The organism is Streptomyces sp. NPDC046821 (genome assembly GCF_040645335.1).
Lineage (GTDB): Bacteria > Actinomycetota > Actinomycetes > Streptomycetales > Streptomycetaceae > Streptomyces.
This window is the reverse complement of record NZ_JBEYYB010000005.1, coordinates 129899-144565: the sequence shown is the minus strand read 5'-3', so window position 1 is coordinate 144565 and position 14667 is coordinate 129899. Positions and strand designations below refer to the sequence as shown.

The following is a 14667-nucleotide window of genomic DNA, read 5'->3' as shown; positions in this document are numbered from 1 at the left end:
CCGCTCCCACATCAGCCTCCCAGTTCGCAGCGCGGCGACGCGTCCTCGGCCGCCAGCGCTTCCATGGCCCGCTCGGCACGCTCCAGATGCGTGCCGACGCTCTTGCGTACGGCGGTCAACTCGCCGATCAGCGCGTCGAGTTCGTCGAGCTTGCGGCGGTACACGGCGACCGAGGCGGGACACGAGTCACCCTCCGGGTGCCCGGCGCGCAGGCACTCCACGAAGGGCCGGGTCTCCTCGAGCTCGAACCCGAAGTCCTGCAGCGTCCTGATCTGCCGCAGGGCACGCAGATCCGCCTCGTCATAGGTGCGGTAACCATTGCCGCCGCGCCGGGCGGGCAGCAGCCCGCGCGACTCGTAGTACCTGAGCGTCCGCGTGGTGGTCCCGGCCCGCTCAGCCAGCTCTCCGATGCGCATACGGAAGAACGTAAACGTTGACCCCGACGACAAGGCAAGGGGAGACCAGCGCCCCGTAAGGGGCGCGGGGAACTGCGCGACCAGCCCAAGCCGGCCCGCAGCTCCCCACCCCCGCCACCAAGGAACCACTCAGGCCGAGGCCAGCTCCTTGCCCCCGTCACCCCTCTGGTCCGGCACCGCCGGGACGGCCCCGTCATCGACGAGCGTGCGCTCGTCGAACGGCAGCTGCCCGGCCAGCACACGCTGGACGCGATCCCGGTCGACCTCCCCCGTCCACGTACCGATAAGAAGCGTCGCCACCGCGTTGCCGGCGAAGTTGGTGAGGGCTCGGGCCTCGCTCATGAAGCGGTCGATGCCGATGATCAGGCCGACGCCGTCGACGAGGGCCGGCTTGTGGGACTGGAGTCCGCTGGCGAGGACCGCGATGCCCGAGCCGGAGACGCCCGCGGCGCCCTTCGAGGCGACCATCATGAACAGGAGAAGGCCGATCTGCTGGCCGATGGCCATCGGCTGGTCCATGGCGTCCGCGATGAACAGCGAGGCCATGGTCAGGTAGATCATCGTGCCGTCGAGGTTGAACGAGTACCCGGTCGGGACGGTGATGCCGACGACGGGGCGGCTGACGCCGAGGTGCTCCATCTTCGCGATGAGGCGCGGCAGCGCGGACTCGGACGACGAGGTGGAGAGGATCAGCAGGAACTCGCGGCCCAGGTACTTCAGGAGCGCGAAGAGGTTGTAGCCGGTGGCCAGGCGCAACACCGTTCCGAGGACCACGATCACGAACAGGATGCAGGTCACGTAGAAGCCGAGCATGATCGTGGCGAGTGCCTTGAGCGCGTCCATGCCGGTCTCGCCGATGACGGCCGCCATCGCGCCGAACGCGCCGACGGGCGCGGCCCACATGATCATGCCGAGGACGCGGAAGACGAGCTTCTGGATGTGCTCGACGCCCTTGAGGACCGGCTCACCGGCGCGCCCCATGGCCTGGAGCGCGAAGCCGACGAGGAGCGCGACGAGCAGCGTCTGGAGGACCTGGCCCTCGGTGAACGCCGACACCATGGTCACCGGGATGATCCCGAGGACGAAGTCGACGGGCCCCTCGGCGGCGTCCTTCGCCGCCGTGTGACCGACGTCCTTCACGGCCTGCGTGAGGTGCATCCCGTCGCCCGGGTGCAGGATGTTGCCGACGACAAGGCCGATGGCCAGGGCGACGACGGACATCACCATGAAGTAGCCGAGGGCGAGCCCGCCGACCTTGCCGATCTTGGCGGCCTTGCGCACGGACCCGACGCCGAGCACGATCGTGCAGAAGATGATGGGCGAGATCATCATCTTGATCAGGTTCACGAAGCCGGTGCCGACGGGCTTGAGCTCCACGGCGAAGTCGGGCCAGATGAAGCCGACCGCGATACCGAGCAGGACGGCACCGATGACGGCGATGTACAGATAGTGGGTGCGGTCTCGCTTGGCGGCGGGTGCTGCCACCTGGGTCTCGGCCACGGGTGCCTCCTGACGGCGATGTCGGGCGTACGGGATTCTGCGCGTACGCCTCATCGACCTTCACGTACGCGCCATGCGTGCGGCTCACGTCTGACGAATCCCGAAGACTGTCTCTCGGCCCGTGACGGCCGTCACCCTTCCGTTCATTTAGTTCACGCTTATACGTCGAGGCAGACTGGCTTTCATGCGCTTCCCCTTCCTGCCGCGCCCCCGCAGCCTGGCCGGCCAGCTCTTCGCGATGCAGGTCGTCCTGGTCGCCGTCGTGGTGTCGGGATGCGCGCTCTTCATGTACGTGAGCGACGCCCGGCAGGGCGAGGAGGCCGCCCGGCGCCAGGCCACGGCGGCGGCCCGCGCGGTCGCCGACGCGCCCTCCGTCCGCTCGGCGATCGTCAAGGGCGGCGACCCGACCCGCTCGCTCCAGCCGTACGCGAGTGACGTGCAGCGGCACACGGGCGTGGACTTCGTGACGATCATGGATCCGCACGGCATCCGCTGGACGCACCCCGACGAGCACCGCATCGGGGAGCGCTTCCTCGGCCACATCGGCCCGGCGCTGCGCGGCCGCACCTTCTCGGAGACGTACACCGGCACGCTCGGCCCCTCCGTGCGCGTGGTCACCCCGATCGTGTCGGACCGGCGGATCGTCGGCCTGGTCAGCGCCGGCATCACGGTCGAGGAGATCAGCGCCAAGGCACGCGGCCAGGTCCTCGCGGTGGCCGGCGTCGCGGCGGGCGCGCTCGTGCTCGGCGGCATCGGCACGTACGTCATCAACGCCCGCCTGCGGCGGCACACGCACGGCATGAACGCGACCGAGCTGAGCCGGATGCACGCCTACCACCAGGCGGCGCTGCACGCGGTGCGCGAAGGGCTGGTGATGCTCGACGGGCAGCGCAGGATCGCCCTCATCAACGACGGGGCGCGCGAGCTGCTCGGCGTCGGCGAGGAGGCGGTCGGCCGCAGCGTGGCGGACCTTGGCCTGCCCACGCCGCTGACCGGCGCGCTGCTGTCCGCGCAGCCGCACGTCGACGAGGTGCATCTGACCGCGGACCGCGTGGTCGTCGTGAACACCTCCCCCGTGTCGAGCGGCGAGCGGCGCGGCACCGTGGTGACCCTGCGCGACCACACCGAACTCCAAGCGGTGATGGGCGAGTTGGACTCGGAGCGCGGGTTCACGCAGGCGCTGCGCTCGCAGGCGCACGAGGCCGCGAACCGGCTGCACACCGTCGTCTCGCTGATCGAGCTGGACCGGGCGGACGAGGCGGTCGAGTTCGCGACGGCCGAGCTGGAGCTGGCACAGACCCTCACGGACCAGGTCGTCGCCGCCGTGAGTGAGCCGGTGCTCGCCGCGCTCCTCCTCGGCAAGACGGCCCAGGCCAACGAGCGCGGTGTGGAGCTCGTGATCTCCGAGGACAGCCGTATCGACGACGGTCTGGTGCCGCCCACGCTGCCGGCCCGCGACCTGGTGACGATCCTCGGCAACCTGCTCGACAACGCGGTCGACGCGGCCCAGGGCTCCTCGCCCGCGCGGGTGACGGTCACGGCCCGCGCGCAGGACGACACCCTGCTCCTGCGAGTCACGGACACGGGGCCGGGCGTGGCCGCGACCGACGCGGACGCGGTCTTTGTGCGGGGCTGGACCACGAAGGCCGCCGGTTCCGGCGGGCGCGGTCGCGGCCTGGGGCTCGCGCTCGTCCAGCAGTCCGTCTCCCGCAACGGCGGCACCCTGTCCCTGACCGAATCCCCCACGGGCGGCGCCGAGTTCACGGCCACCCTGCCCCTCCAGCGCACGAGCGCGACCATGCCCACCGGAGGCACCGCATGACAGACGCAGTACCCGCAGGCGACGCCATCCGCGTACTCGTCGTCGAGGACGACCCGGTGGCCGCCGACGCGCACGTCCTGTACGTGAACCGGGTCCCCGGGTTCACCGCGATAGGCAAGGTCCACACGGCCGCCGAGGCGCATCGCGCCCTGGAGCGCACCCAGGTCGACCTGCTCCTTCTCGACCTGCACCTGCCCGACGGGCACGGTCTCCAGCTCGCGCGTTCACTGCGGGCGGCGGGGCATCGCGCGGACGTCATCGCGGTGACGTCGGCCCGCGATCTGACGGTGGTCCGCGAAGGGGTGTCGCTGGGGGTCGTGCAGTACGTGCTGAAGCCGTTCACGTTCCCGACGCTGCGCGACCGGCTCGTGCGGTACGCGGAGTTCCGGGCGGCGGCCGGCGAGGCGGGCGGCCAGGACGAGGTCGACCGGGCGCTCGCCACGCTGCGCGCGCCCGGCCCGGCAGCGCTCCCCAAGGGGCTGAGCGCGCCGACCCTGGAGCGGGTGACGGCCACGCTGCGCGCCGCACCCGACGGTCTGACGGCGGCCGCGGCGGCCGAGTCCGTCGGCATCTCCCGCATCACTGCCCGCCGCTACCTGGAACATCTCGTCGACGCGGGCCGCGCCGCCCGCAGCCCCCAGTACGGCCAGGTGGGCCGCCCGGAGCTGCACTACCGATGGCTCTCAGCGGTGTAGACCAATGGTCAACTGACCTTATTTGTAAGGGGGATTGACCCTGCTCGGAGCCCGCACTTACGTTCACCGGGCAGCCCCGCTCGGCAAGCCGGCCGGCGGCTCCCGTAGGAGGTCGTGCCCGTGCGCCCCACCGCCCCTGTACTCCTCAGCGCCGCACTGCTCCTCGCCGCGACCGGCCTGACGGCCTGTGGCGGCTCCGGGGACGACCCGGACACCGTGCGGATCTCCTTCAAGCAGTCGACGGACAACCAGATCCGCGTCATGGACAAGTATCTGGCGCAGATGAAGAAGCAGTTCGAGAAGGAGAACCCCGGCAAGAAGGTCGAGCTGGTCCCGATCAAGGCGCCGGACTCCGAGTACTACACCAAGCTCCAGCAGATGCTGCGCTCCCCGAAGACGGCGCCGGACCTGGTGTACGAGGACACGTTCCTCATCAACTCGGACATCACCAGCGGGTACTTGAAGCCGCTCGACGGCTATCTCGCCAAGTGGCCCGACTGGGACCAGTTCATCGACACGGCGAAGAACGCGGCGAAGGCCGAGGACGGCAAGACGTACGGCGTCCCGGACGGCACCGACACCCGCGGACTCTGGTACGACAAGGGCATCTTCGCGAGGGCCGGCATCAAGACGCCCTGGCAGCCGAAGACCTGGGACGACGTCCTAAACACGGCCCGCACCATCAAGAAGAAGGTCCCGTCCGTCACCCCGCTCAACTTCTACACCGGCAAGCCCGGCGGCGAGCAGTCAACGATGCAGGGCTTCGAGATGCTGCTTTACGGGACCGGGGACGGAACCGGGGACGCGTCCGCCGACCCGCTGTACGACAGCGCGTCCGGCAAGTGGATCACCGCGGGCACACCCTTCAAGGACGCACTCACCTTCGTGGAAACGGTCTACGCCGAGAAGCTCGGCCTCGACGTCTCGGACGCGCTCGACCCGAACATCGGCACCCGTGTCCGCGGCGAGCTGATCCCCCAGGGCAAGCTGGCGATCAACCTCGACGGCTCCTGGCTCCCGCAGGACTGGATCGCGGGCAGCGGCCACGAATGGCCCGAGTGGTCGGACAAGCTGGGCCTCGCCCCGATGCCCACGCAGCACGGCCAGGCGCCGGGCAAGGTCAGCATGTCGGGCGGCTGGACGTGGGCGATCCCGTCCAAGGCGTCCAACCCCGACCTGGCTTTCTCGTTCATCAAAACGATGCAGACCAAGGCCAACGCCCAGAAGTGGTACATCGCCAACTCGGGCATCGCGGTCCGCAAGGACGTCGCCGCCGACCCGGAGTACGTGAAGGCGCAGCCCGGCATCAAGTTCTTCACCGACCTCGTGGCGTCGACCCACTACCGGCCCGCCTACCCGGCGTACCCGAAGGTCTCCACGGCGATCCAGGAGGCGATGGAGTCGGTGACGACGGGCGACAGTTCGGTGGAGAAGGCGGCGCGGACGTACGACGAGCAACTGAAGACGGCCGCGGACGGCAAGGTGACCGCGAAGTGACGGCGGGGCGGCGCGGCGCGCGGCGCTCCCTGACACGCGCCGTGCCCCTGACCCCGTCGCTCGTCCTGCTGCTGCTCTTCCTCGCGGGCCCGATCGCGTACTGCGCCTACATCGCCTTCACGGACCTGCAGTTGACGGGCCAGGCGCACTCGTCGTTCGTCGGGTTCGACAACTTCACGGCCGCGTTCAGGGACGACGCGTTCCTGAACGCGGTCTGGCTCACGCTCGTCTTCACCGTCCTGTCCTCGCTCGTCGGGCAGAACACGCTGGGCCTGGCGCTCGCGGCCCTGATGCAGCGCGCGTCGAAGCCGGTCCGCACGCTGACGGGCGCGGTCGTGGTGTGCGCATGGGTGCTTCCGGAGGTCGTCGCGGGGTTCCTCCTGTACGCGTTCTTCCGGCGCGAGGGCACCCTGAACGCGATCCTGGACTGGCTCCAACTCCCCACCCAGAACTGGCTGTTCACCCTGCCGATCCTCGCGGTGTCGTTCGCCAACGTGTGGCGCGGGACGGCGTTCTCGATGCTCGTCTACTCGGCGGCGCTCGGCGAGATACCCAAGGAGATCACCGAGGCGGCGGAGATGGACGGCGCGGGCGGCTGGCGCCGCATGTGGCACATCACGCTGCCGATGATCCGCCGCTCCATCGGCACGAACCTCATGCTGAACACGCTCCAGACACTGTCCGTCTTCGGCCTGATCTGGGTGATGACGCGCGGCGGCCCCGGCAACCGCAGCCAGACCCTGCCCCTGTTCATGTACGAGCAGGCCTTCCAGAAGAGCATGATCGGCTACGGCACGGCGGTCGCCCTGCTGCTCCTGGTCGTCGGATCGCTCTTCTCGCTGGTGTACATGCGCCTGCTGCGATCGGAGGCATGAGTGTCAGCGACCCGCACCGAACGCCCCGGCCCAGGCCTCTCGCCCCGCACCACCCGCCACCGCCTGGCCGCCGACGCCGGGCTCCTCACCGTCGCCGTCGCGTTCGTCCTCCCCCTCGCCTGGGTGATCCTCTCCGCCCTCGACCCGCACGCGAACCTCCAGGTGAAAGTCCCCGACAGCGTCACCCTGGACAACTTCGACGCGGTCCTGACCCCCGACATCACCTTCACGCCGCTCCTCAACAGCCTGCTCCTGTGCGGCGGCGCGACACTCCTCACGGTGGCGAGCGCGGCGCTCGCGGCCTACCCTCTGTCCCGCTACCGCTCCCGCTTCAACAACCCGTTCCTGACGACGGTCCTGTTCGCGACCTGCCTCCCCATCACGGCGATCATGGTCCCGGTCTACGCGCTGTTCGTGCAGGTCGACCTGATCGACACGATGCAGGGCACCGTCTTCTTCTTCGCCGCGTCCCAACTCCCGTTCGCCATCTGGCTGATGAAGAACTTCATGGACGGCGTCCCGAAGGAGCTGGAGGAGGCGGCCTGGACGGACGGGGCGTCCTCGCTCCAGTCGCTGATCCGCATCGTGCTCCCCCTGATGGGCCCGGGGGTCGCCGTGGTGACCGTCTTCTCGTTCGTGATGATGTGGGGCAACTTCTTCGTCCCCTTCATGCTGCTGCTCTCGCCGGACCAGATGCCGGCGTCGGTCAGCATCAACGACTTCTTCGGCAACCGCGGCACCGTCGTCTACGGCCAGCTCGCCGCGTTCTCGGTCATCTACTCGACGCCGGTGATCCTTCTGTACGTGCTGGTCGCCCGCCGCTTCGGCGGAGGATTCGCGCTGGGAGGTGCCGTCAAGGGCTGACAAATCCCCCCGGCACACCGCCGTACGTTCACACAACACGTAACACGGTGCGAACAGACCGTAGCCACGAGCATCACCCGCACCTACGGTGTGCGAGTGCACCCAAGCGACTCCGCTCCGCCGTTCGACGCCCTGGCCGCCCGCCGCCTCCGTGAGGCGCTCGGCATGACACCCGGACATGTCGCGTACGGCATACGCGCCTCGTACGGCCGGACAGACGTCTCGCCCGACACGATCGTCGCGTGGGAGCGCGGCCTCGCCACGCCCACCGCGGCGCAGCTCACAGCCCTCGCGGGCGCCCTGTGGTGCTCGCCGGGTGATCTCATCGGCGCTCCCCGGACGCTGCGCGAGCACCGGCTCGCGCGGAACCTGGCGGCGGAGGACGTGGCCCGCGGGGTCGGGATGGACCTCCCGACGTACCTGCGGACGGAGGAGAGCGGCGAGTGGCAGGGCAGCGAGCGCCAGTCGGCCGCGCTCGCCGAGGTGCTCTCGCTCGCGCCGAAGGAGTTCTCGACCGTGACGGGCCGGGACGACCAGCTCACCGAGTTGGTGCGCAACGCGGTGACGACGCGCCGGCAGGCCTACGCCCGCACGATCGCGAAGCTCGTCCCGGTGGACCGGGGGCGGCTCGACCGCGTGCTCCAGGAGATGCAGACGGAGTACCAGTCCCTGATGATGTCGACGCTCGGCTGGGGCGGCGGCGTCGCGCGGGGGTCCGGGGAGTCGGGGCGGAAGTTCCTGGAGCGCGCCCTCGACGAGTTCTGGTCGAGGATGGACCCGGCCCCGTGAGCCGCAAGCCGTGAACCGTGAGCCGCGAGCCCTGGGGGCAGGTCCTAGAAGACCGACTCCGCCTCGTCCATCCGGTCCTTGGGGACCCGCTTCAGTTCGGTGATGGCCTCGGCGAGCGGGACCATCTCCACGTCCGTGCCGCGCAGCGCCGTCATCCGGCCGAAGACGCCCTGGTGCGCGGCCTCGACGGCGTGCCAGCCGAAGCGCGTGGCCAGCACCCTGTCGTACGCGGTCGGGGTGCCGCCGCGCTGGACGTGGCCGAGGATGACCGGCTTGGCCTCCTTGCCGAGGCGGCGCTCCAGCTCGTACGCGAGGGCGGTGCCGATGCCCTGGAAGCGCTCGTGGCCGTAGCGGTCGATCTCGCCGGTCCGGTAGTCCATCGTGCCCTCGGCCGGGTGCGCGCCCTCGGCCACGCAGACGACGGCGAACTTCTTGCCGCGGGCGAAGCGCTCCTCGACCATTTTGACGAGGTCGGCGGGGTCGAAGGGCCGCTCGGGCAGGCAGATGCCGTGCGCGCCGCCCGCCATGCCGGACTCCAGGGCGATCCAGCCCGCGTGCCGGCCCATGACCTCGACGACCATGACGCGCTGGTGCGACTCGGCGGTGGTCTTGAGCCGGTCCATGGCCTCGGTGGCGACGCCGACGGCCGTGTCGAAGCCGAAGGTGCGGTCGGTGGAGGAGATGTCGTTGTCGATCGTCTTCGGTACGCCGACGACGGGCATCCCGGCGTCGGACAGCATCCGGGCGGCGGTCAGCGTGCCCTCGCCGCCGATGGGGATGAGGACGTCGAAGCCGATCTGGGTGGCGAGTTCCATGGCGTTCTCGCAGGCGGCGCGGAAGCGGTCGCGCTCCAGGCGGGAGGAGCCGAGGATGGTGCCGCCGCGGGAGAGGATGCCGCTCACGGCGTTCAGGTCGAGCGTGCGGTAGCGGGCCTCGAGCAGTCCGGCGTATCCGTCCTCGAAGCCGATGACCTCGTCGCCGTAGTGCGTGACGGCCCGGTGGACGACCGACCGGATCACTGCGTTCAGGCCCGGGCAGTCGCCGCCGGCGGTGAGTACTCCGATACGCATCGTGCTGTGACTCCTGGTCGCTGTCGAGACGTGTGAGGACCGTCACTATCCTTCCACGCTCGCGGGGACGATGCCGTCCGCCGACGGCGTCCCGGAGGGCCCGCGGGAGTGCGTCCGAGGGCCGCGCGCCCCCTGGACCAGGCGCTTTGTCCGGAAGGGCGACGTATCTACCCCCAGAGGTATTGTCAAGAGGACACGGCTACGACTTTGATCAGAGGCCGAACTCTGCGGCCCTCCCGAGGAGCGGCCGGTCGGCGAGCAGGCCCGTCCGACAAGACCCGTCCAACGAAACGGAGAGCACGCGTGACGCGCAGCGTGTACGTGACCGGGATCGACCGGGGAGACGGCCGCCAGGTCGTGGAGCTGGGCATGATGGAGCTCCTGACCCGGCAGGTCGACCGCGTGGGCGTGTTCCGGCCGCTCCTGCACGACGGCCCGGACCGGCTCTTCGAACTGCTGCGGGCGCGCTACCGGCTCACCCAGGACCCGGCCACCGTGTACGGCCTCGACTACCACGAGGCGTCGGCCGTGCAGGCGGAGCAGGGTACCGACGAACTGGTCTCGCAGCTCGTCGAGCGCTTCCACGAGGTGGCCCGCGACTACGAGGTCGTGCTCGTCCTCGGCACGGACTTCGCCGACACCCAGCTCCCCGACGAGCTGGCGCTCAACGCCCGCCTCGCGAACGAGTTCGGGGCGTCCGTCATCCCCGTCGTGGGCGGCCGCAAGCAGACGGCCGACTCCGTGCACGCCGAGACCCGCAACGCGTACCGCGCGTACGAGGCGCTGGGCTGCGACGTACTGGCGATGGTCGTGAACCGGGTGGCGGCCGGCGACCGTACCGAGATTCTGGAGAGCCTGGCGGACCATCTGCCGGTGCCCACCTATGTCGTGCCGGACGAGCCCGCGCTGTCCGCTCCGACGGTCGCGCAGATCACGCACGCGCTGGGCGGCGAGGTGCTGCTCGGTGACCAGGCGGGCCTGTCGCGCGACGCACTGGACTTCGTGTTCGGCGGCGCGATGCTGCCGACGTTCATCAAGGCGCTGACGCCGGGCTGTCTCGTCGTGACGCCCGGGGACCGGGCCGACCTGGTGGTGGGTTCGCTGGCCGCGCACAGCGCCGGCACCCCGCCGATAGCCGGCGTTCTGCTGACCCTCGACGAGCGGCCGGGAGAGGAGATCCTGAAGCTCTCCGACCGTCTCGCGCCCGGCACGCCGGTGGTGGCGGTGCGGGGCGGCTCCATGCGGACGGCGGGTGAACTCTTCGCCATGGAAGGCAAGTTGAACGCGGCGACACCCCGCAAGGCGGAGACGGCACTCGGTCTCTTCGAGCGGTACGTCGACACCGCGGGCCTCCTGGAGCGCGTCTCGGCGCCGTCCACCGACCGCGTCACCCCGATGATGTTCGAGCACAAGCTCCTGGAGCGGGCCCGCGCCGACAAGCGCCGCGTCGTCCTCCCCGAGGGCACCGAGGAGCGCGTCCTGCGCGCGGCCGACGTCCTGCTGCGGCGCGGGGTGTGCGACCTGACGCTGCTCGGCCCCGTGGAGCAGATCCGCAAGAAGGCCGCCGACCTCGGTGTCGACCTCGCGGACTCGCAGCTCGTCGACCCGGTCACGTCCGAGCTGCGGGACGAGTTCGCTACCGAGTACGCGACGCTGCGCGCCCACAAGGGCGTCACCGTGGAGCTGGCGTACGACGTGGTGGCGGACGTGAACTACTTCGGCACGCTGATGGTGCAGTCCGGTCTCGCGGACGGCATGGTGTCGGGTTCCGTGCACTCGACGGCCGCGACGATCCGCCCCGCGTTCGAGATCATCAAGACGAAGCCGGACGCCGACATCGTCTCCTCCGTCTTCTTCATGTGCCTCGCCGACAAGGTCCTCGTCTACGGGGACTGCGCGGTGAACCCGGATCCGGACGCGCAGCAGCTCGCGGACATCGCCGTCCAGGCGGCCGCGACCGCCGAGCAGTTCGGCGTGGACCCGCGGATCGCGATGCTGTCGTACTCGACGGGCACGTCCGGTTCGGGCGCGGACGTCGACAAGGTGCGCAAGGCCACGGAGCTGGTGCGCGAGCGGCGTGCGGACCTGCGGATCGAGGGTCCGATCCAGTACGACGCGGCGGTCGAGCCGTCGGTGGCGGCGACGAAGCTGCCGGGCTCGACGGTCGCGGGCCGGGCGAGCGTGCTGATCTTCCCCGACCTGAACACCGGCAACAACACGTACAAGGCCGTGCAGCGTTCGGCGGGCGCCATCGCTGTCGGCCCGGTCCTGCAGGGCCTGCGCAAGCCGGTCAACGACCTGTCGCGCGGCGCGCTCGTGCAGGACATCGTCACCACCGTCGCCATCACGGCGATCCAGGCCCAGACGCCGGCCAACTGAACCCTCGTACCCGACGAAAAGGCATCTCCTCCGTGACCGCGACCCGCGTCCTCGTCCTCAACTCCGGCTCCTCGTCGGTGAAGTACCAGCTGCTCGACATGCGTGACAGCTCCCGGCTCGCCGTGGGGCTCGTCGAGCGCATCGGCGAGGAGGCGTCCCGGCTCAAGCACACGCCGCTGCTCGGTGGTGAGCCGCGTGAGCAGAACCGGCCGATCGCCGACCACGAGGAGGCGCTCAAGGCGGTCGCCGTCGAGCTGGCGCAGGACGGGCTCGGCCTGGACTCCCCCGAGCTGGCCGCGATCGGCCACCGGGTGGTGCACGGCGGCAAGTTCTTCACGCAGCCGACCGTCATCGACGACGCCGTGCTCGCGGAGGTCGAGCGGCTCATCCCGGTGGCGCCGCTGCACAACCCGGCGAACCTGACGGGCATCCGTACGGCGATGGCCCTGCGCCCGGACCTGCCGCAGGTCGCCGTCTTCGACACCGCGTTCCACACGACGATGCCGGAGTCGGCCTCGCGCTACGCGATCGACGTGCGGACGGCCGACGAGCACCGCATACAGCGGTACGGCTTCCACGGCACCTCGCACGCCTATGTGTCGCGGAAGACGGCCGAACTCCTCGGCAAGGAGGCGGAGGACGTCAACGTCATCGTGCTGCACCTGGGCAACGGCGCCTCGGCGTCGGCGGTGCGGGGCGGGCGGTGTGTGGACACGTCGATGGGCCTGACGCCGCTTGAAGGCCTGGTGATGGGTACCCGTTCAGGAGACGTCGACCCGGCCGTCATCTTCCATCTCATGCGGGTGGGCAGCATGTCGGCGGACGAGGTCGACGTCCTGCTCAACAAGAAGTCGGGCCTGATCGGCCTGTGCGGTGACAACGACATGCGGGAGATCCGGCGGCGGATCGACGAGGGCGACCAGGCGGCACGGCTCGCCTTCGACATCTACGTCCACCGTCTGAAGAAGTACATCGGCGCCTACTACGCGGTGCTCGGCCGGGTGGACGCGGTGGTGTTCACGGCGGGGGTCGGCGAGAACGCGGCGCCGGTGCGGGAGGCCGCGATCGCGGGCCTGGAGGAGCTGGGCCTGACGGTCGACGGCGGGCTCAATTCCGTACGTTCCGACGAGCCGCGGCTGATCTCGCCGGAGTACGCGCGGGTGGCCGTGGCCGTGGTCCCGACGGACGAGGAACTGGAGATCGCGCAGCAGAGCTACGCACTTGTGCGGGGGCCGATTCCCGCAACGACTGAGCGCCCAGGCGCACATTTGTAGATTCCACCAGACGGAATATTCCGCAGCGAAACAAACCGATAGGATCGCCCCATGCGCCGTTCCAAAATCGTCTGCACGCTGGGCCCCGCCGTCGACTCCGAAGAGCAGCTCATTGCGCTGATCGAAGCCGGCATGAACGTGGCCCGCTTCAACTTCAGCCATGGCACGCACGCCGAGCACCAGGGCCGGTACGACCGTGTCCGGGCCGCCTCGGAGAAGACCGGCCGCGCCGTCGGCGTCCTCGCGGACCTCCAGGGCCCCAAGATCCGTCTCGAGACCTTCGCCGAAGGCCCCGTCGAGCTGGTGCGCGGTGACGAGTTCACCATCACCACCGAGGACGTGCCCGGTGACAAGTCGATCTGCGGTACGACCTACAAGGGTCTGCCCGGCGACGTCGCCAAGGGCGACCAGATCCTCATCAACGACGGCAACGTCGAGCTGCGCGTCGTCGAGGTCGACGGCCCGCGCGTGAAGTCGATCGTCGTCGAGGGCGGCGTCATCTCCGACCACAAGGGCATCAACCTGCCCGGCGCGGCGGTGAACGTGCCCGCGCTGTCCGAGAAGGACGTCGAGGACCTGCGGTTCGCCCTGCGGATGGGCTGCGACATGGTCGCCCTGTCCTTCGTGCGCGACGCCGACGACGTCAAGGACGTCCACAAGGTGATGGACGAGGAGGGCCGCCGGGTCCCCGTCATCGCCAAGGTGGAGAAGCCGCAGGCCGTCTCCAACATGGAGGCCGTCGTCGCCGCGTTCGACAGCGTCATGGTGGCCCGCGGTGACCTCGCGGTCGAGTATCCGCTGGAGAAGGTCCCGATGGTGCAGAAGCGCCTCGTGGAGATGTGCCGCCGCAATGCCAAGCCGGTGATCGTCGCGACCCAGATGATGGAGTCGATGATCACCAACTCCCGCCCCACGCGCGCCGAGGCGTCCGACGTCGCCAACGCGATCCTGGACGGCGCGGACGCGGTCATGCTGTCCGCCGAGTCCTCGGTGGGCGCTTACCCGATCGAAACCGTGAAGACGATGTCGAAGATCGTCACCGCGGCCGAGGAGGAGCTGCTCGCCAAGGGCCTGCAGCCGCTCGTGCCCGGCAAGAAGCCGCGTACGCAGGGTGGTTCGGTGGCCCGTGCCGCCTGCGAGATCGCCGACTTCCTGGGCGCCAAGGGCCTCGTGGCCTTCACGCAGTCCGGTGACACGGCCCGCCGCCTGTCCCGCTACCGCGCGGCCCAGCCGATCCTGGCCTTCACCACCGAGGAGTCCACGCGCAACGCGCTGACCCTGAGCTGGGGCGTCGACCCGCACATCGTGCCGTACGTCGACAACACCGACGCGATGGTCGACCTGGTCGACGCCGAGGTCGTGCGGCTGAACCGCTTCAACGACGGTGACACCCTGGTGATCACAGCCGGTTCGCCCCCCGGCGTCCCCGGCACCACCAACATGGTCCGGGTGCACCACCTGGGCGGCGGAGAGCGCGACTGACGCC

General features: G+C 70.0%; 12 protein-coding genes. 9 read left to right on the top strand and 3 right to left on the bottom strand.

Features of this window, described 5'->3' with window-relative positions; translation table 11 throughout:
- Window positions 1-11: 11 nt before the first annotated feature.
- Window positions 12-416 (bottom strand): MerR family transcriptional regulator, encoded by a 405-nt coding sequence (locus tag ABZ893_RS11620; protein WP_361400601.1) that lies wholly within the window; start codon window positions 414-416, stop codon window positions 12-14.
- A gap of 129 nt (window positions 417-545) precedes the next feature.
- The gene (locus tag ABZ893_RS11615) at window positions 546-1916 is read right to left on the bottom strand and encodes a cation:dicarboxylase symporter family transporter (protein WP_361400598.1); all 1371 of its coding nucleotides are present in this window, start codon (window positions 1914-1916) and stop codon (window positions 546-548) included.
- Between the two features lie 184 nt (window positions 1917-2100).
- Between ABZ893_RS11615 and ABZ893_RS11610 the strand changes: the two genes are divergently transcribed.
- The 6 genes from ABZ893_RS11610 to ABZ893_RS11585 all read left to right on the top strand — a co-directional run bounded on the left by ABZ893_RS11610 (window position 2101) and on the right by ABZ893_RS11585 (window position 8458).
- Window positions 2101-3738, top strand: a complete 1638-nt coding sequence (locus tag ABZ893_RS11610; protein ID WP_361400596.1) for a sensor histidine kinase — start codon at window positions 2101-2103, stop codon at window positions 3736-3738.
- Window positions 3735-4433 carry a response regulator gene (locus ABZ893_RS11605; protein WP_361400593.1) on the top strand — a complete coding sequence of 233 codons (699 nt, stop codon included), beginning with the start codon at window positions 3735-3737 and terminating at the stop codon, window positions 4431-4433. The genes ABZ893_RS11610 and ABZ893_RS11605 overlap by 4 nt, the downstream gene beginning before the upstream one ends.
- 120 nt (window positions 4434-4553) lie before the next feature.
- Window positions 4554-5930, top strand: coding sequence for an extracellular solute-binding protein (locus ABZ893_RS11600; protein WP_361400589.1), 1377 nt, complete (start codon window positions 4554-4556; stop codon window positions 5928-5930).
- Window positions 5927-6805: a sugar ABC transporter permease gene (locus ABZ893_RS11595; protein WP_361400586.1), complete on the top strand. Its 879-nt coding sequence runs from the start codon at window positions 5927-5929 to the stop codon at window positions 6803-6805. Before ABZ893_RS11600 ends, ABZ893_RS11595 begins: the two co-directional genes overlap by 4 nt.
- A 63-nt stretch (window positions 6806-6868) precedes the next feature.
- Complete coding sequence (locus ABZ893_RS11590) at window positions 6869-7669, top strand: carbohydrate ABC transporter permease (protein WP_361401311.1); 801 nt, start codon at window positions 6869-6871, stop codon at window positions 7667-7669.
- 96 nt (window positions 7670-7765) lie between these two features.
- Window positions 7766-8458 (top strand): helix-turn-helix transcriptional regulator, encoded by a 693-nt coding sequence (locus tag ABZ893_RS11585; protein WP_361400583.1) that lies wholly within the window; start codon window positions 7766-7768, stop codon window positions 8456-8458.
- A 44-nt stretch (window positions 8459-8502) separates the two neighbouring features.
- Here ABZ893_RS11585 and ABZ893_RS11580 read toward each other — a convergent pair whose 3' ends face one another.
- A complete protein-coding gene (locus ABZ893_RS11580) occupies window positions 8503-9528 on the bottom strand; it encodes an ATP-dependent 6-phosphofructokinase (RefSeq protein WP_361400580.1) in 1026 nt (341 codons plus the stop codon).
- Between the two features lie 303 nt (window positions 9529-9831).
- Between ABZ893_RS11580 and pta the strand changes: the two genes are divergently transcribed.
- Genes pta through pyk form a run of 3 tightly spaced genes read left to right on the top strand, consistent with a single transcriptional unit; the run spans window position 9832 to window position 14663 of the window.
- The gene (pta, locus tag ABZ893_RS11575; protein WP_361400577.1) at window positions 9832-11907 is read left to right on the top strand and encodes a phosphate acetyltransferase; all 2076 of its coding nucleotides are present in this window, start codon (window positions 9832-9834) and stop codon (window positions 11905-11907) included.
- 32 nt (window positions 11908-11939) lie between these two features.
- Window positions 11940-13181: an acetate kinase gene (locus ABZ893_RS11570; RefSeq protein WP_361400574.1), complete on the top strand. Its 1242-nt coding sequence runs from the start codon at window positions 11940-11942 to the stop codon at window positions 13179-13181.
- Between the two features lie 51 nt (window positions 13182-13232).
- On the top strand, window positions 13233-14663 hold the full coding sequence (pyk, locus tag ABZ893_RS11565) for a pyruvate kinase (RefSeq protein WP_361400571.1): 1431 nt from the start codon (window positions 13233-13235) through the stop codon (window positions 14661-14663).
- Window positions 14664-14667: the final 4 nt, after the last annotated feature.